This is a genomic window from Streptomyces sp. Q6 (assembly GCF_036967205.1).
Lineage (GTDB): Bacteria > Actinomycetota > Actinomycetes > Streptomycetales > Streptomycetaceae > Streptomyces > Streptomyces citrinus.
Genome location: NZ_CP146022.1, coordinates 3,994,607 through 4,017,389 on the forward strand (window position 1 = coordinate 3,994,607; position 22,783 = coordinate 4,017,389).

22 protein-coding genes and 1 pseudogene are annotated in these 22,783 nt (G+C 70.5%); 15 read left to right on the plus strand and 8 right to left on the minus strand.

Annotated elements, in window-relative coordinates; translation table 11 throughout:
• Positions 1 to 27: 27 nt before the first annotated feature.
• From pstS to pstB, 4 genes are all read left to right on the plus strand, one after another.
• Positions 28 to 1,155, plus strand: coding sequence for a phosphate ABC transporter substrate-binding protein PstS (pstS, locus tag V2W30_RS18670; protein ID WP_338698025.1), 1,128 nt, complete (start codon positions 28 to 30; stop codon positions 1,153 to 1,155).
• A gap of 113 nt (positions 1,156 to 1,268) precedes the next feature.
• Positions 1,269 to 2,276, plus strand: a complete 1,008-nt coding sequence (gene pstC / locus V2W30_RS18675; RefSeq protein ID WP_338698027.1) for a phosphate ABC transporter permease subunit PstC — start codon at positions 1,269 to 1,271, stop codon at positions 2,274 to 2,276.
• The gene (pstA, locus tag V2W30_RS18680; RefSeq protein ID WP_338698029.1) at positions 2,273 to 3,337 is read left to right on the plus strand and encodes a phosphate ABC transporter permease PstA; all 1,065 of its coding nucleotides are present in this window, start codon (positions 2,273 to 2,275) and stop codon (positions 3,335 to 3,337) included. The genes pstC and pstA overlap by 4 nt, the downstream gene beginning before the upstream one ends.
• A 46-nt stretch (positions 3,338 to 3,383) precedes the next feature.
• A complete protein-coding gene (gene pstB, locus V2W30_RS18685; RefSeq protein WP_338698031.1) occupies positions 3,384 to 4,160 on the plus strand; it encodes a phosphate ABC transporter ATP-binding protein PstB in 777 nt (258 codons plus the stop codon).
• A gap of 115 nt (positions 4,161 to 4,275) precedes the next feature.
• On the opposite strand, the gene V2W30_RS18690 is transcribed toward pstB, so the two are convergent.
• Together V2W30_RS18690 and V2W30_RS18695 are read right to left on the minus strand one after the other, a co-directional pair.
• Complete coding sequence (locus V2W30_RS18690) at positions 4,276 to 5,274, minus strand: inorganic phosphate transporter (RefSeq protein ID WP_338698033.1); 999 nt, start codon at positions 5,272 to 5,274, stop codon at positions 4,276 to 4,278.
• Positions 5,275 to 5,283: 9 nt separating this feature from the next.
• Positions 5,284 to 5,904, minus strand: coding sequence for a DUF47 domain-containing protein (locus tag V2W30_RS18695; protein ID WP_116512248.1), 621 nt, complete (start codon positions 5,902 to 5,904; stop codon positions 5,284 to 5,286).
• 212 nt (positions 5,905 to 6,116) lie between these two features.
• On the opposite strand from V2W30_RS18695, the gene V2W30_RS18700 reads away from it, so the two are divergent.
• Positions 6,117 to 6,461 (plus strand): metal-sensitive transcriptional regulator, encoded by a 345-nt coding sequence (locus tag V2W30_RS18700; RefSeq protein ID WP_338698036.1) that lies wholly within the window; start codon positions 6,117 to 6,119, stop codon positions 6,459 to 6,461.
• Positions 6,462 to 6,479: 18 nt separating this feature from the next.
• Here V2W30_RS18700 and V2W30_RS18705 read toward each other — a convergent pair whose 3' ends face one another.
• Both V2W30_RS18705 and V2W30_RS18710 read right to left on the minus strand, forming a co-directional pair.
• Positions 6,480 to 6,659 carry a hypothetical protein gene (locus V2W30_RS18705; RefSeq protein ID WP_338698038.1) on the minus strand — a complete coding sequence of 60 codons (180 nt, stop codon included), beginning with the start codon at positions 6,657 to 6,659 and terminating at the stop codon, positions 6,480 to 6,482.
• A gap of 100 nt (positions 6,660 to 6,759) precedes the next feature.
• The gene (locus V2W30_RS18710) at positions 6,760 to 7,608 is read right to left on the minus strand and encodes a hypothetical protein (RefSeq protein WP_338698040.1); all 849 of its coding nucleotides are present in this window, start codon (positions 7,606 to 7,608) and stop codon (positions 6,760 to 6,762) included.
• 118 nt (positions 7,609 to 7,726) lie between these two features.
• On the opposite strand from V2W30_RS18710, the gene V2W30_RS18715 reads away from it, so the two are divergent.
• Positions 7,727 to 7,876: a hypothetical protein gene (locus V2W30_RS18715; RefSeq protein WP_338698042.1), complete on the plus strand. Its 150-nt coding sequence runs from the start codon at positions 7,727 to 7,729 to the stop codon at positions 7,874 to 7,876.
• A 70-nt stretch (positions 7,877 to 7,946) separates the two neighbouring features.
• Positions 7,947 to 9,506, plus strand: coding sequence for an FAD-binding oxidoreductase (locus V2W30_RS18720; RefSeq protein WP_338698044.1), 1,560 nt, complete (start codon positions 7,947 to 7,949; stop codon positions 9,504 to 9,506).
• A 286-nt stretch (positions 9,507 to 9,792) separates the two neighbouring features.
• Here V2W30_RS18720 and V2W30_RS18725 read toward each other — a convergent pair.
• Together V2W30_RS18725 and V2W30_RS18730 are read right to left on the minus strand one after the other, a co-directional pair.
• A pseudogene (locus tag V2W30_RS18725) lies at positions 9,793 to 10,526 on the minus strand (phosphatase PAP2 family protein).
• Positions 10,527 to 10,704: 178 nt separating this feature from the next.
• Positions 10,705 to 11,694: a bifunctional lytic transglycosylase/C40 family peptidase gene (locus V2W30_RS18730; RefSeq protein ID WP_338703676.1), complete on the minus strand. Its 990-nt coding sequence runs from the start codon at positions 11,692 to 11,694 to the stop codon at positions 10,705 to 10,707.
• Positions 11,695 to 12,024: 330 nt separating this feature from the next.
• Here V2W30_RS18730 and V2W30_RS18735 point away from each other — a divergent pair, with 330 nt between their 5' ends.
• The 6 genes from V2W30_RS18735 to V2W30_RS18760 all read left to right on the plus strand — a co-directional run bounded on the left by V2W30_RS18735 (position 12,025) and on the right by V2W30_RS18760 (position 19,308).
• Positions 12,025 to 12,333 (plus strand): hypothetical protein, encoded by a 309-nt coding sequence (locus V2W30_RS18735; protein ID WP_188337772.1) that lies wholly within the window; start codon positions 12,025 to 12,027, stop codon positions 12,331 to 12,333.
• A 199-nt stretch (positions 12,334 to 12,532) separates the two neighbouring features.
• Complete coding sequence (locus tag V2W30_RS18740; RefSeq protein WP_338698049.1) at positions 12,533 to 13,345, plus strand: hypothetical protein; 813 nt, start codon at positions 12,533 to 12,535, stop codon at positions 13,343 to 13,345.
• Positions 13,335 to 14,687: a hypothetical protein gene (locus V2W30_RS18745; RefSeq protein ID WP_338698051.1), complete on the plus strand. Its 1,353-nt coding sequence runs from the start codon at positions 13,335 to 13,337 to the stop codon at positions 14,685 to 14,687. The genes V2W30_RS18740 and V2W30_RS18745 overlap by 11 nt, the downstream gene beginning before the upstream one ends.
• Positions 14,684 to 16,243, plus strand: coding sequence for an SCO6880 family protein (locus tag V2W30_RS18750; RefSeq protein ID WP_338698053.1), 1,560 nt, complete (start codon positions 14,684 to 14,686; stop codon positions 16,241 to 16,243). Before V2W30_RS18745 ends, V2W30_RS18750 begins: the two co-directional genes overlap by 4 nt.
• A 15-nt stretch (positions 16,244 to 16,258) precedes the next feature.
• Complete coding sequence (locus V2W30_RS18755) at positions 16,259 to 17,674, plus strand: ATP-binding protein (protein ID WP_338698055.1); 1,416 nt, start codon at positions 16,259 to 16,261, stop codon at positions 17,672 to 17,674.
• Positions 17,675 to 17,682: 8 nt separating this feature from the next.
• Complete coding sequence (locus tag V2W30_RS18760; RefSeq protein WP_338703677.1) at positions 17,683 to 19,308, plus strand: TraM recognition domain-containing protein; 1,626 nt, start codon at positions 17,683 to 17,685, stop codon at positions 19,306 to 19,308.
• Between the two features lie 10 nt (positions 19,309 to 19,318).
• Here V2W30_RS18760 and V2W30_RS18765 read toward each other — a convergent pair whose 3' ends face one another.
• The gene (locus V2W30_RS18765; protein WP_338698057.1) at positions 19,319 to 19,960 is read right to left on the minus strand and encodes a TetR/AcrR family transcriptional regulator; all 642 of its coding nucleotides are present in this window, start codon (positions 19,958 to 19,960) and stop codon (positions 19,319 to 19,321) included.
• Positions 19,961 to 20,053: 93 nt separating this feature from the next.
• On the opposite strand from V2W30_RS18765, the gene V2W30_RS18770 reads away from it, so the two are divergent.
• Positions 20,054 to 21,565: an MFS transporter gene (locus V2W30_RS18770; RefSeq protein WP_338698059.1), complete on the plus strand. Its 1,512-nt coding sequence runs from the start codon at positions 20,054 to 20,056 to the stop codon at positions 21,563 to 21,565.
• Between the two features lie 29 nt (positions 21,566 to 21,594).
• Complete coding sequence (locus tag V2W30_RS18775) at positions 21,595 to 22,182, plus strand: NAD(P)H-dependent oxidoreductase (protein WP_338698060.1); 588 nt, start codon at positions 21,595 to 21,597, stop codon at positions 22,180 to 22,182.
• Here V2W30_RS18775 and V2W30_RS18780 read toward each other — a convergent pair.
• Positions 22,179 to 22,724, minus strand: a complete 546-nt coding sequence (locus V2W30_RS18780) for a GNAT family N-acetyltransferase (RefSeq protein WP_338698062.1) — start codon at positions 22,722 to 22,724, stop codon at positions 22,179 to 22,181. The genes V2W30_RS18775 and V2W30_RS18780 overlap by 4 nt on opposite strands.
• Between the last annotated feature and the right edge of the window lie 59 nt (positions 22,725 to 22,783).

Consider the following 22,783-nt stretch of genomic DNA (forward strand, 5'->3'; position numbering starts at 1 on the left):
GGCGGCTCCTGGAAGGAACATCCGAAGGTGAAGCTTCAGCGCAAGAACCGGCTCCGCGCCCTCTCTCTCGGCGCTCTCGCCGTCTCCGGCGCCCTGGCCCTCACGGCGTGCGGCTCCGACGACACCAACAGCACCGGCGGGGGCGGTTCCAGCTCCTCCGCGAAGGCCGGCAACATCAAGTGCGACGACGCCAAGGGCCAGCTCCTCGGCATCGGTTCCTCCGCCCAGGCCAACGCGGTCGACGCCTGGCGCCAGTCCTTCGCCCAGGCCTGCTCGGGTGTCCAGATCAACTACAAGCCCGACGGTTCGGGCGCCGGTGTCACGGCGTTCAACCAGGGCCAGGTCGCCTTCGCGGGCTCGGACTCGGCGCTCAAGCCCGAGGAGATCACCGCCTCGAAGAAGGTCTGCAAGACCGGCCAGGGCATCGACCTCCCGATGGTCGGCGGCCCGATCGCCGTCGCGTTCAACGTCTCGGGCGTCGACAGCCTGACGCTGGACGCGTCGACCCTCGCGAAGATCTTCGACTCGAAGATCACCAAGTGGAACGACGTGGCGATCAAGAAGCTGAACCCCGAGGCGAAGCTCCCGTCGACGAAGATCCAGGCGTTCCACCGCTCGGACGAGTCCGGCACCACGGACAACTTCACCAAGTACCTCAAGGCCGCTTCCCCGAACGACTGGAAGTACGAGGGCGGCAAGGCCTGGCAGGCCAAGGGCGGCCAGTCCGCGCAGGGCTCCTCCGGCCTGGCGCAGCAGGTCAAGCAGGTCGACGGCGCCATCTCCTACTTCGAGCTGTCCTACGCCAAGGACATCAAGACGGTCGACATCGACACGGGCGCCTCGGCCCCGGTCAAGGCGACCACGGAGAACGCCACCAAGGCGATCGCCGACGCCAAGGTCGTGGGCACCGGCAAGGACCTCGCCCTCGAGCTGAACTACGCCACCAAGGCCGACGGCGCGTACCCGATCACCCTGGTCACGTACGAGATCGTCTGCGACAAGGGCAACAAGGCGGACACCCTGGCCGCCACCAAGGCCTTCCTGACCTACACGGCCTCGGACGAGGGCCAGGGCGCGCTCGCCAAGCTCGGCTACGCCCCGATCCCGACCGAGATCAACGCCAAGGTCCGCGAGACCGTCGCCGGCCTCAGCTGACCCAGCGTGCGGGCCACCCGAACCACGGGTGGCCCGCACCGTCCGGTGCACCGCCGCCAGAAGTCCCGTCACTGCTCCGCGTGACACGGGACTTCGCAGACCGGAGAACCCCCATGGACATAACCACGCAATCACCCGCGCCACCCGCGCCCGCCGATCGCCCGACCCCGGCCCAGCAGAAGCGCGCCGCCCGCGGCGCCACCCGCCCCGGTGACCGGATCTTCCTCGGTCTCTCGCGCGGTTCGGGCATCCTGCTGCTGGTGATCATGGCCGCGATCGCGGTCTTCCTGACCTACCGCGCCTCGCTGGTCCTCTCGAAGAACGAGGGCAACTTCCTCACCACCTTCGAGTGGAACGCGACCGCGACACCCCCCGTCTTCGGCATCGCCGTCCTCGCCTTCGGCACGATCGTCACGTCGGTCATCGCCATGCTGATCGCGGTCCCCGTGGCCGTCGGCATCGCGCTCTTCCTGACGCACTACGCGCCGAAGAAGCTGAGCGGCACCATCGCCTACGTCATCGACCTGCTGGCCGCCGTGCCGTCCATCGTGTACGGCCTGTGGGGCGCCCTCTTCCTGGTGCCGCACATGCAGGGCCTGTTCAGCTGGCTCGACGACTACTTCGGCTGGACCGGAATCTTCGAGTACCAGGGCGGCGCCCCGCGCACCCTGCTCACCGTCGGCATCCTGCTGGCGATCATGATCCTGCCGATCATCACGAACGTCTCCCGCGAGGTCTTCCGGCAGGCCCCCCTGATGCACCAGGAGGCGGCCCTCGCCCTCGGCGCCACCCGCTGGGAGGTCATCCGCATGTCGGTGATCCCCTTCGGCCGCTCCGGTGTGATCTCCGCGTCGATGCTCGGCCTCGGCCGCGCGCTCGGCGAGACGATGGCCGTCGCCACGGTCCTCTCCCCCGACTTCCTGATCCACGCCAGCCTGCTCGACCCGGGCGGCGGCACGTTCGCGCAGAACATCGCCGCGAAGTTCTCCGAGGCCAACGACCAGGGCCGCGACGCCCTGATCGCCTCGGGTCTGGTCCTGTTCGTCATCACCCTGCTGGTGAACGGCGCGGCCCGCCTGATCATCGCCCGCCGCAAGGAGTACTCGGGGGCCAACGCATGAGCCACGCCACCATCCCCGCCAAGCGCGCCACGTCCCTGAGCGCCGCGCGCCTGCCCCGCTGGTCCTCCTGGGCCATCGCGGTCGGCTCGGTCGCCGCGGGCTGCGCCATCGGGCTCGGCGGCGGCCTCGACAGCCGGATCCAGTGGGGTCTGATCGCCGCGCTGCTCTACGTCCTCGTCACGTACGGGCTCGCCGCCAAGGTCGAGGGCACCCGCCAGGCCAAGGACCGCGTCGCGACCAGCATCGTCTGGGTCGCCTTCATCCTCGCCGTGGTCCCGCTCGCCTCACTGGTCTACGAGACGGTGCAGCGCGGCATCAAGGTCCTCGACCCGTACTTCCTGACGCACTCGATGGGCTTCGTCACCAGCTACCAGCCCGGCGGCGGCATCTACCACGCCATCCTCGGCACGCTGGAGCAGGTCGGCCTCGCCACCCTGATCTCGGTCCCGATCGGCCTGCTCACGGCGATCTACCTGGTGGAGTACGGGCGCGGCAAGCTCGCGAAGGCGGTCACGTTCTTCGTCGACGTCATGACGGGCATCCCCTCGATCGTGGCGGGCCTGTTCGTCCTGTCCTTCTGGATCCTGATCCTCGGCTTCGGCTTCTCCGGCTTCGCCGGCTCGATGGCCCTGTCGATCCTGATGATCCCGGTCGTGGTCCGCTCCACCGAGGAGATGCTCAAGCTCGTCCCGAACGAGCTGCGCGAGGCCTCCCTGGCCCTCGGCGTCCCGAAGTGGCGCACGATCCTCAAGGTCGTCCTGCCCACGTCGATCGGCGGCATCACCACGGGCATCATGCTCGCGGTCGCCCGGATCGCGGGCGAGACGGCCCCGGTGCTGCTCCTGGTCTTCGGCAACCCGCTGATCAACGCCAACCCGTTCGACGGCCCGCAGGCCTCGCTGCCGCTGTACATCTACCAGCAGTACGCGGGCAGCGGCGGCAGCGAAGCGGCGTACGACCGCGCCTGGGCCGCGGCCCTGGTCCTCATCGCCTTCATCATGATCCTCAATCTCGTGGCTCGCGGCATCGCCCGCTGGAAGTCCCCGAGCGCCGGTCGCTGACGCGACCTTCCCTCAGCGACAGACGTATCGGAAGTGAACTGACCCCATGGCCAAGCGAATCGACGTAAGCGGTCTCACCGCCTACTACAGCGCCCACAAGGCGATCGAAGACATCTCGATGACCGTCGAGCCCCGCTCGGTGACGGCCTTCATCGGCCCCTCCGGCTGCGGCAAGTCGACGTTCCTGCGCACCCTCAACCGGATGCACGAGGTCACCCCCGGCGGCCGCGTCGAGGGCAAGGTGCTCCTGGACGACGAGGACCTGTACGGCTCCCACGTCGACCCGGTGGCCGTGCGCCGCACCGTCGGCATGGTCTTCCAGCGCCCCAACCCCTTCCCCACGATGTCGATCTTCGACAACGTGGCGGCGGGCCTGCGCCTGAACGGCAACTACAAGAAGTCCGAGCTGGCCGACGTCGTCGAGAAGTCCCTCAAGGGCGCCAACCTCTGGAACGAGGTCAAGGACCGCCTGAACAAGCCCGGCTCCGGTCTCTCCGGCGGTCAGCAGCAGCGTCTGTGCATCGCCCGCGCCATCGCGGTCGAGCCGCAGGTCCTGCTCATGGACGAGCCCTGCTCGGCCCTGGACCCGATCTCCACGCTCGCCATCGAGGACCTCATCGGCGAGCTCAAGGAGCGCTTCACGATCGTCATCGTGACGCACAACATGCAGCAGGCGGCCCGCGTCTCGGACCGCACCGCGTTCTTCAACCTCTCGGCGGTCGGCCAGCCCGGCCGGCTCATCGAGATAGACGAGACGGAACGCATCTTCTCCAACCCGTCGGTCCAGGCCACCGAGGACTACATCTCGGGCCGCTTCGGCTGATCCCCGGGACACCCCGACCCCTCGTGGTGCTGCATGGCGGTGCCACCACGAGGACAGAGAGAAGGCCCGCCCCTCTGCGAGGGGCGGGCCTTCGATCGTGTTCGGGGGTTCGGGCCTACCCGAAGGCCAGCCAGACGATCCCGTACGAACCGGCGGCGACGAGCGCCGCGGCCGGCATCGTGATGAACCAGCCGAGGATGATGTTCTTGGCGACACCCCAGCGGACCGCGTTGACCCGCTTGGTCGCGCCCACACCCATGATCGCGGACGTGATGACGTGCGTCGTCGAGATCGGCGCGTGGAAGAGGAACGCGGACCCGAACATGATCGAGGCGCCCGTCGTCTCCGCGGCGAAGCCCTGCGGCGGGTCCAGCTCGATGATCTTGCGGCCGAGCGTCCGCATGATCCGCCAGCCACCGGCGTACGTACCGAGCGACAGCATCAGCGCACACGCGATCTTGACCCAGACCGGGATCGGGTCGTCGTACGACTCGTGACCGCCGATGACGAGCGCCATGACCACGATGCCCATGGTCTTCTGCGCGTCCTGGAGGCCGTGGCCGAGCGCCATGCCGGCCGCCGAGACGGTCTGCGCGATACGGAATCCGCGCTTGGCCTTGTGCGGGTTGGACCGCCGGAACAGCCACATGATGAGGCACATCACGAGGTAACCGACGACGAGACCGATCACCGGCGACGTGAACATCGGGATGACGATCTTCTCCCACACGCCCGACCAGTAGACGGTGGTGCCGCCCGCGAGAGCGGCGCCCACCATGCCACCGAACAGGGCGTGCGAGGAGGACGAGGGAAGCCCGAAGTACCAGGTGATGAGGTTCCAGACGATCGCGCCCGCGAGGGCCGCGAACAGGATGCCCATCCCCTTGTCGCCGTGGGGCGTGGCGATGATCCCCTCACTCACCGTCTTGGCGACACCGCTGCCCAGGAAGGCACCGGCGAGGTTCATCACGGCGGCCATGGCCAGCGCCGCGCGAGGCGTCAGCGCCCGCGTGGAGACGGACGTGGCGATGGCGTTCGCAGAGTCGTGAAAGCCGTTCGTATACGTAAATCCGAGCGCGACGGCGATCGTCACGATCAGGGAGAAGGTGTCCATGAGCCGGCCTCAGGACTCCTTCACGGCGATGGTCTCCACCGTGTTAGCCACGTGCTCGAAGGCGTCGGCGGCCTCTTCCAGCACATCCACGATCTGCTTCAGCTTCAGCACCTCCATGGCGTCGTACTTGCCGTTGAAGAGCTGCGCGAGCAGCTTGCGGTGGATCTGGTCGGCCTGGTTCTCCAGCCGGTTGACCTCGATCCAGTACTCGGTGAGGTTGTCCATGGTGCGCAGGTTCGGCATGGCCTCCGCGGTCAGCTCGGCCGCGCGGGCCAGGACCTCGATCTGCTGCTCCACACCCTTGGGCAGCTCCTCGACCTGGTAGAGGACGACCAGGTCGACGGCCTCCTCCATGAAGTCCATGATGTCGTCGAGGGACGACGCGAGGTTGTAGATGTCCTCGCGGTCGAAGGGCGTGATGAACGAGGAGTTCAGTTGGTGGAAGATCGCGTGGGTGGCGTCGTCACCGGCGTGTTCCGCTGCCCGCATCCGCTCCGCGATCTCGGCCCGGGCGGAGGAATCCGCCCCGAGCAGTTCCATCAGGAGCTTCGAGCCCGTGACGATGTTGTCCGCGGATGCGGCGAACATGTCGTAGAAGCTCGTCTCCCTGGGGGTCAGACGAAAGCGCACGTGGGGTCCTCGGGGTGCTCTGGATTCGGTCAGGCTGATGCTAGGCGCATCATCCGGCCACGGCTAACCGGCGTTCCCCCAGTGTCGCCCATCAGGCACAGTGATCAGCACGGGGTCCGGTCAAGCCGGGACGAACCGGCCGCGGCCGGGGAAAATCCGGTACCATATACCCACCGGGGGTATGTGAGATCGACAACGGGAGGTCGGACACGATGACCACGGACGCGACACAAGCAGGGCCCACGGCCGAGATCGTGACCGACCACGACCGAGGCATCCACGGGTACCACCACCAGAAGGAAGAACACCTCAAGCGCCTGCGCCGCATCGAGGGGCAGATCCGCGGGCTCCAGCGCATGGTCGACGAGGACGTCTACTGCATCGACATACTCACGCAGGTGTCGGCCTCCACGAAGGCCTTGCAGTCCTTCGCCCTCCAGCTCCTGGAGGAGCACCTGCGGCACTGCGTCGCCGACGCCGCGATCAAGGGCGGCGACGAGATCGACGCCAAGGTCGAAGAGGCGACGAAGGCGATCGCCCGGATGCTGCGCACCTGACCACCGCCCGGGGTGCCGTCACCCCTCGTCGTCCGGCCCTTCGGGCAGCGCCTCGGCGAGCCGCAGCACCTCGTCGATCCGGTCCACGCTGAGCCGCTCGTCGGGGACCGCGGACGCCGCGATGATCAATTCACCGCACAACTCGATCTCGGCGAGGGCGACGCGGTCCTGCACAGCCGTACCACCCACCGGAGCCACGGTGCATCACCTCTTCCAGCCGTATGCGACTTCCTAGCGTAGGGAGCGGCCTACGCAGCGCGCATGGCACGGAAGAACCATTTCCGGTGGCCGAGGAGCCCTACTTCTCGGCCACCCGCCCGGAGAAGATGTCCTTCTTGTCCGGAAGCCGGACCTGGACGGTCTTCCCGAACCCGTACAACAGGGTCGTGGAGGCCACTTCCTTCTTCTGCGGCCCGTTGGCGAATCCGAAGCGGTGCCGGACCTTGCGGATCAGCCCGTCCTCGTCGAGGTAGACGTCGAACAGCACCGGCTCCTTGCCGAACCCTTTCGCCGCCGCGGCGAGCGCCCCTTCGTTCCCCCTGGACGCGGCCCGCGCGGCGGCGGTGAGGTCGATGCTCCCCCGGTAGTGCCGGGTCGTCGTCCCCTCGATCTCGCTCTCCCCCGCGTACGTCACCTGCCGGGCGCCGCGCAGCAGTTCGGCCGCCGCGAGCGGGTCGGTGGCGCCGCCGGTGACCAGGTTGCCGTCGGTCAGGGACGCGGTGTCGACGCGGACCCACTTGTCGTCGGGCACGCCCGAGCCGCGGTTCTTCATGAACAGGGCGCCGGGCGCGAGGAGTTCGGTGATCGGGCGGTGCTCCTGGGCCCCGGCCGCGTCCTGCGGCAGCCGCACCTTCAGCTCGCCGATGCCCTTGCGGTAGTCGTAGACGCCCTCGCCCTCGATGGTCACGCGGGTACCGCCGCTGGCCATCTCCATCGCCGTACGGGCCCGTGAACTGCCCTCGCGGACCAGCCGGTCGGGGGCCTCGCGCACGGCCTGCGTCGGGTCCGCGTTCCGGTCGCCCGCTTCTGCTCCGCCGCCGCACCCGCTGACGCCGGCCACGAGGGACGCCACGGCCACCGCCGCCGCCACTCTCCTCGCCGGGACCCCTGCCGAGTCTCCCGGGCGCCCGTGCTGCTGCACCACCATCGCTTGTCTACCCCCAAGCTGGTCCGTGGGTGTGCGGCCCCCTGTCGCCGGGTTAACGACGAGTAGGGGCACCCGTCACGCGAACGGGGGGTTTACATCGGCCCGCTACCGTGGCGGGGTGGCACAACAGCAGCACGAGCACACGACGACCGTCGTCGAGCAGGGCCGGTTCTGTCTGGCCCGCTGCACCTGCGGCTGGCGAGGGCCGGCCCGCAGGGCGCGCAGCAAGGCCCGCTCGGACGCCGAGGACCACACCAGCACGGCGTGAGGGGAACCCCCCGCTCCTGTACGCCGTCTCGTACCCCGGGGAAGCATCGGGTGCCCGAGGGAGACACGGCATGCAGCGTCGTACGTTCATAGCGGCTTCGGCGACGGTCGCGGCGGGCGCGCTGTCGGCCTGCACCCCGGGCGGCGGCCACCCGTCCCGCGCGGCCTCCTCGTCGGCCCCGGTCCGCTCCACGAGCGCGTCGGCGTCCACCCGCGCGGCCGCGAACCTGGCGGCGCTCGCCAAGGACCTGGACGGCTCCCTGGTGCGCCCGGGGCAGTCCTCCTGGGCGGCGGCCCGCCAGCTGTACAACACCCGCTTCGACGCGCTGAAGCCGAGCGGGGTCGCCTACGTCGCGGGGCCCGACGACATCCGGACGGTGCTCGCGTACGCCCGCGCCCGCGAGGTCCCGGTCGCGATCCGCAACGGCGGCCACTCGTACGCGGGCTGGTCGTCCGGCGACGGCCGGCTGATCCTCGACGTCTCGCGCATGAGGACGGTCCGCGCCTCGGCGAACGAGGCGGTCGTCGGCGCGGGCGCCAAACTCATCGACGTCTACCGCGCCTTGGCCGCCCAGGGCGTCACGATCCCCGCGGGCTCCTGCCCCACGGTGGGCGTCTCGGGCCTCACGCTCGGCGGCGGCCACGGCGTGGTCTCGCGCGCGTACGGTCTGACCTGCGACAGCCTGACCCGGGCCACGCTGATCACGGCGGACGGCAAGGAGGTCACCGCCGACGCGGCCACGCACAAGGACCTGTTCTGGGCGCTGCGCGGCGCGGGCAACGGCCAGTTCGGGGTCGTCACGGAGCTCCGCTTCAGGACCCACCCGGCGCCGCAGGGCGTCTCGGCGTACATGACGTGGCCCTGGTCGAAGGCGGCGGCGGTGCTGACGGCGTGGCAGAAGTGGGGCCCCGACCAGCCGGACGAGATCTGGTCGTCGCTGCACGTGGCGAACGCGGCGGGCGGCCGTCCCACGATCTCGGTCGCGGCCTTCTCGCTCGGCACCTACACCGAGCTCCAGAACGCGGTCGACCGCCTCGCCGACGGCCCCGGCGGTCCGGGCTCCGCGACGTCGGTCTCCCTCAAGCGCCGCTCCTACGAGGAGTCGATGGAGGTGTACGCGGGCTGCTCCGCGTTCTCCTCGGACGCCCAGTGCCACCTGCCCGGCGCCACCCCGGGCCGCTCCCCGCAGGGCGCGTTGCAGCGGGAGACGTACGCGGCGCACTCGGACTTCTTCGACCGCGCGCTCTCCGACGCGGGGATCCGCGCGCTCCTGAAGCAGATCGAGACCGTGACGGCGGGCGCGGGCTCCATCGCCTTCACCGCGCTCGGCGGCGCGATCAACCGGGTCGACCCGACGGCCACGGCGTTCGTCCACCGCCGCTCGCGGATGCTCGCGCAGTACATCGTGTCGTGGCGGGCCGGCACGTCCGGCACGGCGGCCCGCGGCTGGCTGAAAAGGGCACACGACGCGATGGGCCCGTACGCGTCCGGGGCGGCGTACCAGAACTACACGGACGCGACGCTGAAGGACTGGAAGCGGGCGTACTACGGGGACGCGGCGAGCCGCCTGACGAAGGTGAAGCGGTCCTACGACCCGTCAGGCTTCTTCACCTTCCCGCAGGCCCTGTAGGCCGGGCGCGAGGGCCGGACCGGGGAACCCCCACCCCGTATGGCGCACACGACACGCCCTCGGGTGGCCCAAAGCTCCGGCCGGGGTTGCCCTGGATCCATGAACACTCCCCGAATAGCCGCCGCCACGGCGGCCACCGCGGCCGTCCTCACCCTGGGCGCGGCCACCGCCTCCGCCGTCGACGACGGAGCGGCCCATCCGGCGGCGGGACTGCTGGCCACCGCCTGCGCCGGCATCGCCGTCGCGGCCGGCGCCACCGGCACCGCCCTGGCCCGCCGCGGCGCGACTACGCGGCCAAGTCCCGCTCCTCCGAGGAACCCGAGGACCCCGAGCCTCAGGAAGCTCCACCGCTCCGGACGCCGACGCCACAGTCGTAGGCGCCCAGGCCAGCCGCGACACGCGGCCGCCGGAGCGCCCGACGGCCCGCACCACGGGCGTGAGCAGCGCCGACGCGAGCGGCGACAGCAGCAGCGCGACGGCGGTGCCGAGCGCGAACCCGCCGATCACGTCGGTCGGGTAGTGCACGCCCATGAAGACCCGGCAGAACCCTTCGAGGGCGGCGAGACCGATCGCGACGAAGCCGATCTTCCGGTTCGCGACGAAGAGGGCGGCGGCGATGGCCATCGCGAGGGTGGCGTGGTCGCTCACGAACGAGAAGTCGTTCTTCCCGTCGACGAGGACGGTCAGTCCGTCGTGGTCCTTGAAGGGCCGCGGCCGCTCGACGAACGACCGGATCGGTACGTTCACGAGGACGGCGACGCCCGCGGCGAGCGGCGCCCAGACGACGGCGGCGACGGACGAGGCGGCGTCTTCGAGGGCGCCCCGCTTACGGGCTCCCCACCAGCACCAGAGCACGACCAGCACGAGCCCGAGCAGGATCCCGTACTCGCCGACGAACTCCATGGTCCGGTCGAACCAGCCGGGGGAGTCCTGCGCCAGACCGTTGATGTCGTAGAGCAGCGTGACGTCGGGGTTGGATCCGGATGTCTCGAGCGCTTCCAGTGCCACGAGTCCAGCCATAGTTCAGCGGCCCCTTCGTCTTCAGCCACCCCCGTGGTTGTTTTTCCGGTTCAGCAAAAGGAACGCACGGTCCCACTCCCTACGTTCCACACTCCACCGAATGATCACGCAGACGTTATCGAAGAGAGATACAAACCCGCAGCTCAGGGCCAGGCATTAACAGAGAGTTCAAGCCACGTCACAGCGCCTTCGCCCCGTCCTCGGTGACGCGCGTGGCACCGAAGTAGTCAGGCGTGTCGATGGGGTCGAATCGAATGACGGCCCCCGGCCGCGGGGCGTCGATCATGTACCCGCCCCCGACATAGATCCCCACATGGCGAATGGCCCGGCTGTTGGTGAGGTCGTCCGAGAAGAACACCAGGTCACCCGGGAGCAGCTCGGCGCGCTTGGGGTGCGGTCCGGCGTTGTACTGGTCGTTCGCCACGCGCGGCAGCGTGATCCCGACCGTCTCGTACGCGGCCTTGGTCAGCCCGGAGCAGTCGAACCGCCCGCCCTGGTCGGCGGTGCCGTTCCCGCCCCACAGATACGGGGTGCCGAGCTTCTTCTGCGCGAAGTAGATGGCCGCCGCGGCCTGCTGCGACGGCTGCACCCGCCCGACCGGCCGGGCGAAGGACTTCTCCAGCGTCGTGATCGTCTTCACGTAGTTCTGGGTCTCGCGGTACGGCGGCACGCCCTTGTACTTGATGACGGCGTACGCGCCCGCGTTGTAGGAGGCGAGCATGTTCTTCGTCGCGTCGCCGGGCACGTCCTTCACGTACGAGGCGAGCTTGCAGTCGTAGCTCGCGGCCGACGGGATGGCGTCGTCCGGGTCCCAGATGTCGCGGTCCCCGTCCCCGTCCCCGTCCACCCCGTGCGTGGCCCAGGTCCCGGCGATGAACTGCGCGATCCCGTAGGCCTTCGCCGGGCTCGTCGCCTTCGGGTTGAACCCGCTCTCCTGGTAGAGCTGCGCGGCGAGCAGCGCCGGGTTGATCGCGGGGCACAGATTGCCCCACTTCTGCACGAGCGCCTGGTACGCGGCCGGCACGGAGCCCTTGGCGAGGCCGACGGCCCCCTGCCCGACCCCGTTGGTCAGGCTTCCCGCCGCCATGTACGTGCCGACGACCAGCAGGGTCATGAATCCGGTGCCCCCGGCGACGGCCGATCCCGCGACGATCCACGCCTTACGCACCGTCAACCGCCTCTCGCCACAAGGAAGTCCCACGCCCGGACGCCCGCATTCTACGGGCGGCCGCCGGGACACAGGGGGTGTTGTCGCCTGTCGTGGCGTTCTCCCAGCTCATTGCTCCACGTAATCCCCCGTGATACACAGAGTGACCATACGTTCCTTCGCATACGGACCCGCCTCCCACAGCGGGCCTCCGAGCGCGGAGGCGTAGGAACTCAGCCAAGGAATGGCGCCAAGTGTGCAGGCATCAGCGGCGTTCTGAGGAAGAATGGGCTTGACCTCTGCGCTGCGGCGGGGGCGACAGAACTACCCACATGGGGCGGTGAGTTACACATGCTGCTGGCAGCCGAAAAGGGCGACATCACGACCATCATCGGCGGGATCGCCCCTGACTGGGGCCCGTTCGGGACCCTGGGCAACGAGGCGCGCGTGATGATCGAGGTGGTGATGGCGGTGGCCATCCTGCTGTGCCTCGGCATCGCGATCTGGGGCGCGGCCAAACAACGGATCGGGGCGACGGCGCTGCGCGACACCTTCAGCGCCGAGCAGGGCAAGGGCCTGATCATCGCGGGCCTGACCGGGGTCTTCATCATCGGGTCCCTCGGCACGCTCTTCACCATCGTGTACGGCATGGCCGTCTAGCCCGGCCCACGCACCGTCAGTTTCGGGCCGGTCCCACCCGGTTACCTCTCCTTCACCCCTGTCCCCCACGTCCCGTCGTGCCCACCGGCTGAGGTTGCGTCTCCCTGATGTCGAGTCACCACACCGCGCCCGCGCGGGAACCAGCACGGCTACCGTCGTATGCGGTGGTTCAACCAGAGGTTGAGGGGGCGTGCGCCGAATGAGTCTCGACGACCGTGGTGACGACGACTTCTACGGCGGTACGGGGCAGACCCGCACCCGGCTCCCCGAGGGCTCGGGCAGCGATGTCTACGGCGGTTCCCGCAGACCGGGCCGCTCCTCGTCCCGTTCCCTGGTGACCGTGGTCGGCGTGGTGGTGCTCCTGATCGCGGCGATCGCGTTCGCGAACCGCGGCGACGACGGGCCGTCCGGCGGCGAGGCGGGCTCCGAGGCCGCGGCGGGGGCGTCCCCGACGGCCCCCACCGGCACGAAGCCGGTGAGTTCGGGCTTCGCCCACGACGAGCAGGGGGCGCAGTCCGCGGCGGCGAACTACGCGGTGCAGCTCGGCGGGGACGGCATGTTCAACACCGAGCGGCGGCACTCCATCGTGGACGCCCTCTACACGAGCGCCGCGGCGGCCAGGCTCAAGGACCCGATGGACAAGGCGTACTCCACGGACTTCCTGAGCAAGCTGGGTCTCGACGCCGACGGCCGGGCGCCGCAGGGCAGCACGTTCGTCTCGCGCACGATTCCGGCCGGCACGAAGACGCTCCGGTACGGCGGCGGCACCGCGAAGGTCTCGGTCTGGTTCATGGGGCTCCTCGGCGTCTCCGGCACGAACTCCACGAACCCGGTCACCACGACCTGGCAGACCTGGACCTTCGACCTGCGCTGGACCGGCGGCGACTGGAAGATCGTCTCCGACTCCCAGAAGGACGGGCCCACCCCCGTCCCCGGGGACCAGCGGGCCTCCGACTCCGACGACATCAGCAAGGCCATCGAGGAGTACGGAGGGTTCTCGTATGCCCGGTAGTCCACGCCGCGCGCTCAGGATCACCGCCGCCGTCGCGGCCGTACAGACCACGGCCGTCCTGCTGGCCACGCGGGCCATGGCCGCGCCCGAACCCACCAGCGACCCCTGCGGCCTCATCCACGGCCGCGCCAAGCAGTACTGCGAGCGCGGCGACAAGGGCGGCACCGGTGGCACCACCGGCGGTGGCGGGACCACCCCCGACGTCACCAACCCCCTCGACCCCCTGTCCAGCCTCGCCAAGGGCTGCGCCGACGCCGCGTCCTGGACCGTCGACCTGCTCAGCGAGGCCGTGAAGAAGACCGCCGAGGTCGACTTCACCAACACCAAGTTCCTTCAGCAGTACGCCGTCGTGTTCGCCGCGTCGACGATCCTCACGCTGCTCCTGTGGCTGCTCGCCGTCGCCAAGCGGGCCGTGCGCGGCGTGCCGCTGAGCACGGCGATCTCGGAGGCCGTCGGCTTCCTCTGGCTGACCGTGCTGGCGTCGGCGTTCACGCCGCTCATCCTGTACACGGTCGTCTCCGCGGCGGACGGCGTCACCGACGTGCTGGCCAAGGCGACGGGCAACCAGACGGACACGTTCTTCGGGACGTTCTCGCAGGCGCTGAAGAAGGGCGACGACATCGGCGGCGGGCCGATCATGCTGATCATCGTCTCGCTCGTGTCGATCATCGCCGCCGGTGTGCTCTACCTGGAGCTGTATCTGCGGGCCGTGCTGCTGTACGTCGGTGCCCTGCTCGGCGTCATCGTGTACTCGGGGCTCGTCGACAAGAACCTGTGGGGCCATGTCCGCCGCTGGGTCGGGATCATGGTCGCCGTCATCCTCGTCAAACCGGTGATCGTCATCGTGCTCGGGCTCGCGGGCGCGCTGTCCAGCAGCGACGACGGACCGGACGCGCTCGCGGCCGTCGTCTCCGGACTCGCCATCGTGCTGCTCGCCATCTTCGCGAGCGGCATGATCTACCGCTTCGTCCCCGGCTTCGGCGACGAGATGGCCAACGTACGAAAGAACCGGATCATGCAGGGCGCCGAGGGCAAGGCCGCCGCGATGATCTCCTCGCCCGCCGCGCTCGTCTCGCAGGGCATCAAGACCCACAGCACCCGCGCGGACAGCGGAGGTGCCTCGGGCGGAGCCGGCCAGGCCCGTCCGTCCAACCCCGCGTCCGGTGGTGTGGCCGCGCACAGCTCGCGGCAGGGCGGGTCAGGGGGCGGCGGCGGAACTGTCCCCTCCGCCGCACCCCCACCCCGTACGAGTCCCACGAACACCCCGCACGCGGGCAGCCGCGGCGGTAGCGACACCGGTCCCCGAAGCAACGGCAAACCGCAAGGAGGTGCAGGGCGTTGACGACCCAGTCCCATGTGTCCCCCCAGGTCACGCCCCGCCGTACATATCTGATCGGCCGCGCCCGGCCGAACGCGATCGTCGGCAGGAACCGCGAATCCGGCGAGCTCGCCCTGATCATCGTCGGTGCCTTCCTCGGCATGATGTGCGGTCTTCTCGTCCCGGTCCTCTCCCTGCGGATCGTGCTGCTCATGGGCTTCCCGCTGCTGGCACTCGCCGCGGTCTACGTCCCGTACAAGCACCGCACGTTCTACAAGTGGTTCGAGATCAACCGGAGTTACAAGCGGTCCCTGCGGCGCGGCACCGCCTACCGCTCGCGCCCCATGGAGGCCGGCACCCGGCTCGACGGGCGTGAGGTCGAGGTCGGGCCGCCGCCCGGGATCGGCCGCCTGACCTGGCTCGCCGCGCCGTTCGGCCCTGACGAGATCGCCGTCCTGCTGCACGCCGACCGGCGCACGGTGACCGCCGCCATCGAGATCGAGGGCCCGGGTGTGGGCCTGCGCGACTCCGAGGACCAGGAGGCCCTCGTCGACCGGTTCGGGACGCTGCTCAAGCACGTCGCCAACGGGGACGGGTTCGTGACGCGGCTCCAGATGCTCGCCCGCACCCTGCCCGCCGACCCCGACGCCCACGCCAAGGACGTCGCGGTACGCGGTGACGACCGCGCCCCCGGCTGGCTCCAGGAGTCGTACGAACAGTTGCAGTCCATGGTGTCGACGAGCAGTGAGCAGCACCGCGCGTACCTGGTGGCCTGCATGCACTACACCCGCGAGCTCGCCGCCGAGGCCAACGCGATGGCCCGCGCCACCCGCCCGAAGGCCGGCAAGAAGGTCGACAGGGACGCGGGGCTCGCGGTCGTCATGGCCCGGGAACTGACCGACATCTGCTCGCGGTTGCAGGAGGCCGACATCCGGGTCCGGCAGCCGCTGGGCCAGGGGCGGCTCGCCTCGCTGGTCCACTCCATGTACGACCCGGACCACCCCATCGACCACATCCAGGCGATGACGAAACGTAATGCCTGGCCGGCCGAGCTCGACGCCATGGAGCCCACGTACCTCCAGGCCAAGACGCGCGAGTCGTCGACGCGCGCGCCCTGGTGCCACGCCACGGCCTGGGTCAAGGAGTGGCCGATGACGCCGGTGGGCGTCAACTTCCTCGCGCCGCTGCTCGTGCACACCCCGGACGTGATCAGGACCGTCGCCGTCACGATGGACCTGGAACCGACGGAGGTCGCCATCGAGCGCATGCTGACGGAGAAGACGAACGACGAGGCGGAGGCGTCCCGCGCCGCCAAGATGAACCGGACCGTCGACCCCCGCGACATCGCCGCGCACGGCCGCCTCGACCAGCGCGGCGAGGACCTGGCGAGCGGCGCGGCCGGCGTGAACATCGTCGGCTACATCACGGTCTCCTCGCGCAATCCGGACGCCCTGGCCCGGGACAAGCGGACCATCAGGGCGTCGGCCGGAAAGTCGTACCTGAAGCTGGAATGGTGCGACCGCGAGCACCACCGGGCGTTCGTGAACACCCTGCCGTTCGCCACCGGCATCCGACGGTAGAGGGAGAGCGCGCGCATGCGGGATCCGATGTCGCTTCTCACGGACGCCTTCACCTCCTTCCTGTTCGGGAAGGTGGAGACGACCCGGCTGCCCGTCCGGACGTCGACGGGTCAGGCCCAGGCCGTCTATCTGCCGACCGCCGCCCCCGGGCTCGGCGACTCCGGCGTGATCATCGGCCGTGAGGTGTACTCCGGCAAGGGCTACATCTACGACCCCTTCCAGCTGTACGGGCAGCAGCTCCCCGCGCCGCACTGGCTGGTCCTCGGCGAGTCCGGGAACGGCAAGTCGGCGCTGGAGAAGACGTACGTGCTGCGGCAGTTGAGGTTCCGCGACCGGCAGGTCGTCGTCCTCGACGCGCAGGGCGAGGACGGGGTCGGCGAATGGAACCTCATCGCGCAGGAGCTGGGGATAACTCCCATCCGGCTCGACCCGACGGCCGCCCTGGACATGGGCATCCGGCTCAACCCGCTCGACCCGGCGATCACGACGACGGGCCAGCTGGCGCTCCTTCGCACCATCATCGAGGTCGCGATGGGGCACGGCCTGGACGAGCGCTCCGGCTTCGCCCTGAAGGTCGCGCACGCCTATGTCAACGAGACCATCGTCGAGCGCCAGCCGGTCCTGACCGACATCGTCGAGCAGCTGCGCCACCCGGAACCGGAGTCGGCCGAGGCGATGAACGTCGCCATAGAGGACGTACGGGCCTGGGGGCTCGACGTCGCTCTCGTCCTCGACCGGCTCGTCGACGGTGACCTGCGCGGCATGTTCGACGGCCCGACGACGGTCGGCATCGACCTGGACGCGCCGCTGATCGTCTTCGACCTCTCGCACATCGACCGCAACTCGATCGCGATGCCGATCCTGATGGCGATCGTCGGCGTCTGGCTGGAGCACACCTGGATCCGCCCCGACCGGAAGAAGCGCATCTTCCTGGTCGAGGAGGCCTGGCACATCATCAACTCCCCGTTCGTGGCGCAGCTGTTCCAGCGTCTGCTGAAGTTCGGGCGACGGCTCGGCCTGTCCTTCGTGGCGGTGGTCCACCACTTGTCCGACGTGGTGGACGGCGCGGCGGCGAAGGAGGCCGCGGCGATCCTGAAGATGGCCTCCACGAGGACGATCTACGCCCAGAAGGCCGACGAGGCGCGGGCCACGGGCCGCGTCCTCGGGCTGCCACGCTGGGCGGTCGAGATCATCCCGACGCTCACACCGGGCATCGCGGTCTGGGACGTCAACGGCAACGTCCAGGTGGTCAAGCACCTGATCACCGAGACGGAACGCCCACTGGTCTTCACCGACCGCGCCATGACCGAGACGTCCGAGGAGCATCTGGCCGAGGACGCCCTGCACGCCGCCGAGTTGGAGGCGGAGGAGCGGGCGGCGGCGTTCGTCGAGCAGCGGCTGAGCGACTCCTCCGAATCCACGGTGGCCTGAGCGAGATGATGATGCGGGACGAGCGCGGGTACCGACGTGACGACGGGCGCCGGTACGGCGGTGACGAGCGCGGCCGTGGCGGTGTCCCGGACGGCCTGCTCGTCGGCGTGCTGGCGTTCCTGCTCGGCATGACGATCCTGGTGTGGACGGCGACGGGCCTCTCGGGTCTGTTCGCGAAGGGCGCGTGGCCGAACCGGGTGACGTTCGGTCATACGCCGCTCGCCATGCGGTCGTTGATCGCGGCGCCGCACGATCTCGTGGGCGCCTGGCCGAACACCCCGAAGGCCCAGCTGTCGGGGTACGGCCTGTTCTGGGGCCTGTTCATCGGGCAGCTGATGATCCTGGTGGTCCTCGCGGTGTTCGTGGCGGGAACGCTGGCGCGGTGGCGCGCGGTGCGCCGGGGAGCCCCCGAGCGGGCCGCCCGCCGGGGGCGCGGGGCCGTGTCGGTCAGCGGCTCCCCCGCGGGGCGCGGCCAGTCTCCCGCGCCGGTCACGGACGACGAACCTCCGGCCCGGCGGACGCCCGTCCCGCACCCGGTCGAGGCCGAACCTCCCCTCGAAGCCGCACCCCCGCCGGCTCAAGCGGCATCCCCGGACCAAGCGGTACCCCCGGTTCAAACGGCATCCCCGACCCAAGCGGTACCCCCGGCGCAAGCCGAATCCCCCGTCCAGGCCGAGCCTGTGGTGCATGCGGGGCTCCCGGCCCCGCGCGGCCCCCTCCTCCTGGGCACGCCCCAGGACCGCCACCCCCAGGCCGTCCAGGCCATCCAGGACGCCGAGGGCCCGGCCCTCGTCATCACGTCGTCGCCGCAGGTCTGGGAGGAGACGAAGGACGCGCGGGCCAAGCTCGGCCCGGTCCTCCTCTACGACCCCACGCACCGCTGCGACACCCCGGCCCGTATGCACTGGAACCCCGCGTCCGGCTGCGAGAACAAGGCGGTCGCGGCGCACCGGGCCAGTGCGCTGCTCGCCCCGATAAGGCCGACGGCCCGCCTCGACTCCGAGCTGGCCGAGACCGCCGAGATCCTCCTGCGCTGCTACCTGCACGCCGCGGCCGCCGAAGGCAAACCGTTCCGCCATGTCCACCGCTGGGCGCAGGGCACCCAGGTCCAGGACGCCGTGCGCATCCTCCGTACGAACCCCAAGGCCGTCTCCGGCACAGCGGGTGAACTCGAAGCCGCCCTCACCTCGCACCCCGAACGCCGCGACATGGCACAGGAGTTGACCGCCCGCGCCCTGTCCTCCCTGTTCACCGTGCACATCCGTGAGGCGTGCACCCCGAACCGAACTGATGCGCTCACCCTGGATTCCTTCGTGGACGAAGGGGGCACGCTTTATGTGGTGGGTGAACCCATCGAGGACCCGAAGGGAAATCCCGGTGCGATGCCGCTCCTGACGGCCCTCGCCTCGAGCGTGGTCGAGCACGGCCGGCGCATGGCCGAACGGTCACCCGCCGGTCGGCTCGACCCACCAATGACGCTCGTCCTGGACGACGTCGCGGCGGTGGCTCCGCTTCCCCAGCTGCCGGAGCTGCTGTCCACCGGAGCGGACCGGGGCCTTCTGACCCTGGCCCTGCTCCGGTCCCGGGAACAGGGCCGCTCCCGCTGGCCGGACGCGGAACTGCCGCTCGCCTGAGGCGAGTCGCTCACACCCCGTACAGCTTCAGGAACGTCCGCACGCCGCTCTCCACGCGCGCCTCGACCTCCGCCTCCGGCATCGGCACCACCCCGAAGAACGTGTCGACGGTCACGGACCCCGGCACCAGCAGCATCAAGTACCGTGCCGCTTCCGCCGATCCGTCCTCGTCGATCGCCAACAGCCCCCGCGCGCCCAGCTCGGCGAGCCGCTCGCGCACCGCCTCCACCGACGCGCGCGGTCCCGTGCGCTGCCACTCCTCGACGACACCGGCGGGCAGCCGCGTCCCCTCGGAGATGATCTGGCGTACGAGCCGCATGTGCGCGGCGTGCTCGCCGCGCCGCCCCATCCACTCCCGGGCGAAGGCGACGAGGTCCTTCTCGACGTCCGTGACCTTGCTCAAGTGCCGTTCCGCGATGGCGACATGGACCGCGGTGACGGCGGCGGCGCTGTCGAGCAGCGCCTCGCGGAAGAGGTTCTCCTTGCCGCCGAAGTGGTTGTAGAGCGTGCGCGTCGAGACCCCCGCCTCGGCCGCGATCTCGTCGATGCCCGCGCGCGTGTAGCCCTCGCGTCCGAAGACCGTCCGCGCCCCGCGCAGCAGTGCCTGCCGCTTCTCGGCCGTGCCCCTGCGCCCCTGCCGCTGCTCCGCCATGCCAGAACTCCTCCGCTCACGTCCAGCCTAGGCACAGAGACCTAGGTACAACGACCGTTGCACCTACTACAACCACGGTTGTACTTTACCGGCATGGCAACCGCACCCCAGGCATCGGCGGCCCGCGAAGTCGGCGGCGGCCGCGCCGCTCTCACCCTGATCGTCGTCCTCCTCGGCATGCTCACGCTCCCGATGGCGATGTCCGGCACCACCGTGGCCCTGCCCCGGATCGGCGCCGACCTCGACGCCTCCGGCGCCGCCCTCCAGTGGGTGGTCGTCGGCTACTTCCTCGCCGCTTCCTCGTTCATGCTGGTCGCCGGGTCGCTCGGTGACCTCTACGGCCGCCGCAGGATCCTCACGACGGGCGCCGCCCTCTACACGGCGGGCACCCTCGCCTCGGCCCTCGCGCACCACATCCTGCTGCTCGACGCGGCCCGCCTCCTGTCCGGCGTCGGCGCCGCGGGCGTGATGGCGAGCGGCGGCTCCCTGCTCGCCGCCACCTTCACCGGAGCGGCCCGCACCCGCGTCTTCGCCTCGCTCGGCACCACGGCGGGCCTCGGCCTCGCCTTCGGCCCGACCTTCTCCGGCCGGCTGGTCGACGCCCTCGGCTGGCGCGCCACGTTCCTGTCGTACGTCGCCGTGGGCGCCGTCATCCTCGCCGGTACGCGCCTGATGCCCGAGTCCCGGGCCGACCTCGCGCCGCGCGTCGACAAGGCGGGCGCCGCGACGTTCATCGCCGGCCTGGCCCTCGCCCTCTTCGCCGTCACCCAGGGCTCCGCGTCGGGCCCGACCGCCCCCGCCACCCTGCTGCCCGCGACGCTCGCGGCGGCCCTCCTGCTCGCCTTCGTACGGGTCGAGCGCCGCGTCGTCCGCAGCGGCGAGGGCCGCCCGATCCTGGATCTGCGGCTCGCCCGCAACCCCGCGTTCCTCGGCTGGATCGTCGGCGCCTTCGGGCTCGGCGCGGGCACCACCGGCGTCCTCGCCTTCCTGCCCACCTACCTCCAGGGCGCGAGCGGCACGACGGCCGGGACCGCGGGCCTGACCCTCCTCCTGATGACGGTGCCGGTCCTCGCCCTGCCCCCGCTCGGCGCCCGCCTGGTCAACCGCGGCGTCCCGGCCCGGCACCTCCTGGTCCTGTCCCTGCTGCTGATCGCGGCGGGCAACGCCTGGCTGACCACGCTCCACCCCGACATCCCCGCCACCGCCCTCGCGGGCCCGCTGCTCACCATCGGCGCCGGCCAGGGCCTGTCCCTCGGCATCGTCGACGCGCAGGCCCTGTCGATGGTCGCCCCGTCCGAGGTCGGCATGGCCTCCGGCTTCCTGAACACGGTGCGCGGCGGCACCGGCGCCGTCATGCTCACGGCCTTCGGGGCGCTGCTCCTCACCGCGGTCGAGTCCCGCGTCGGCCCCGACGTGTCGGCGGCGCGGATCACGGCGGGCGCGGGCGGCCACGCGGCCGCGTTCACAGCGGCCTGGAAAGTGGCGCTGTGGTCGGTGACCGGCCTGATGGCGGCACTGGCGGCGCTCACGTACCGGCTGCTGTCCCCTCCCGCCCGGCGCCCGGCACCACGCGCCGGCACCTCCCCGTACACGAAGACAGCCTGACCCCCGACCCACACCCGAGGAGAACCCAGATGTCCAGCACCACGCCCCTCCGCGTCGCCGTCGTCATCGGCTCCACCCGCGAAGGCCGCCTCGCCCCCACCGTCGGCGCCTGGTTCGCTGACCGCGCCCGCGGCCACTCCCCCCACACCCACTTCGACGTCATCGACCTCGCCGACCTGGACCTCCCGGACACCCATCCGAGCTGGGGACACCAACGCACCCCCGCCCAGGCCGAGTTGGCGGCCCGCGTCGAGGACGCCGACGCCTATGTGATCGTCACCCCCGAGTACAACCACAGCTTCCCCGCCCACCTGAAGCACTTCATCGACCTCCACCACACCGAGTGGAAGGCCAAGCCGGTCGGCTTCGTCTCGTACGGGGGCGTGGCGGGCGGCCTGCGCGCGGTGGAGCAACTGCGCCTGGTCTTCGCCGAGTTGCACTGCGCCACGGTCCGCGACGGCGTCAGCTTCCACAAGGTCACCGGCGACCACTTCGCCGAGGGCGGCCTGGCCCACGACGAGCGGGGCGCGGCCGGCGCCGCCAAGGTCATGCTCGACCAGCTGGACTGGTGGGCCCGCGCCCTGCGCACCGCACGGGCCCAGACCCCGTACCGCTAGGGCTTCTCGAACTCCATCTCGCGCTCCATCCGCGAGGGGTCGCTCGCCATCGGGGTGACCTCTCCGGTGGGCACGAAGCCGTACCGGCGGTAGCACGCCTCGGCCCGCGCGTTGTCCTCGTGGACGTACAGCCGCACGCGGTCCACCCCGTCGAGCGTCCAGGCCCATGCCACGGCCGCGTCGAACAGCCCCCGGATCACGGCGCCGCCGCGCGCCTCGGGCCGTACGTACACGCCGACGATCACGCCCTGGGTGCGGTCCACGACCGTGCCGAGGTAGTCCTTCGCCCCGGCCCGCTCCACGAGCAGCACGACGCTGCCCGCGAACCGCCCGTCGGGGGCGACCGCCACGAACATCCGGGAGTCCGTGCCGCGCGCGTTCCCCGCGGCCCGGTCCCGCCAGAAGGAGTCCGACCGCGCGCGAGCCTCTTCGTACGACTCCTGGAAGGCGATCGGCGCGGCCTCGTCCCGCAGCGCGGCGAGCCGCAACTCCTTCGCCAGGGCCCACTCATCGGCACGCAACGGGCGAATCTCGTAGTCCATGCGTCCGCACCCTACGGGCCCGCAGTACCGGGGTACTACACCATTTTCCGCTGCTCGGT

Coding starts and splice junctions, on each gene's coding strand:
- V2W30_RS18690 (WP_338698033.1), bottom strand. CDS start 5,274: ATGGACACCTTCTCCCTGATCGTGACGATCGCCGTCGCGCTCGGATTT.
- pstB (WP_338698031.1), top strand. CDS start 3,384: ATGGCCAAGCGAATCGACGTAAGCGGTCTCACCGCCTACTACAGCGCC.
- V2W30_RS18720 (WP_338698044.1), top strand. CDS start 7,947: ATGCAGCGTCGTACGTTCATAGCGGCTTCGGCGACGGTCGCGGCGGGC.
- V2W30_RS18775 (WP_338698060.1), top strand. CDS start 21,595: ATGTCCAGCACCACGCCCCTCCGCGTCGCCGTCGTCATCGGCTCCACC.
- V2W30_RS18770 (WP_338698059.1), top strand. CDS start 20,054: ATGGCAACCGCACCCCAGGCATCGGCGGCCCGCGAAGTCGGCGGCGGC.
- V2W30_RS18735 (WP_188337772.1), top strand. CDS start 12,025: ATGCTGCTGGCAGCCGAAAAGGGCGACATCACGACCATCATCGGCGGG.
- V2W30_RS18700 (WP_338698036.1), top strand. CDS start 6,117: ATGACCACGGACGCGACACAAGCAGGGCCCACGGCCGAGATCGTGACC.
- V2W30_RS18745 (WP_338698051.1), top strand. CDS start 13,335: ATGCCCGGTAGTCCACGCCGCGCGCTCAGGATCACCGCCGCCGTCGCG.
- V2W30_RS18755 (WP_338698055.1), top strand. CDS start 16,259: ATGCGGGATCCGATGTCGCTTCTCACGGACGCCTTCACCTCCTTCCTG.
- V2W30_RS18780 (WP_338698062.1), bottom strand. CDS start 22,724: ATGGACTACGAGATTCGCCCGTTGCGTGCCGATGAGTGGGCCCTGGCG.
- V2W30_RS18740 (WP_338698049.1), top strand. CDS start 12,533: ATGAGTCTCGACGACCGTGGTGACGACGACTTCTACGGCGGTACGGGG.
- V2W30_RS18760 (WP_338703677.1), top strand. CDS start 17,683: ATGATGCGGGACGAGCGCGGGTACCGACGTGACGACGGGCGCCGGTAC.
- V2W30_RS18710 (WP_338698040.1), bottom strand. CDS start 7,608: ATGGTGGTGCAGCAGCACGGGCGCCCGGGAGACTCGGCAGGGGTCCCG.
- V2W30_RS18765 (WP_338698057.1), bottom strand. CDS start 19,960: ATGGCGGAGCAGCGGCAGGGGCGCAGGGGCACGGCCGAGAAGCGGCAG.
- pstC (WP_338698027.1), top strand. CDS start 1,269: ATGGACATAACCACGCAATCACCCGCGCCACCCGCGCCCGCCGATCGC.
- pstA (WP_338698029.1), top strand. CDS start 2,273: ATGAGCCACGCCACCATCCCCGCCAAGCGCGCCACGTCCCTGAGCGCC.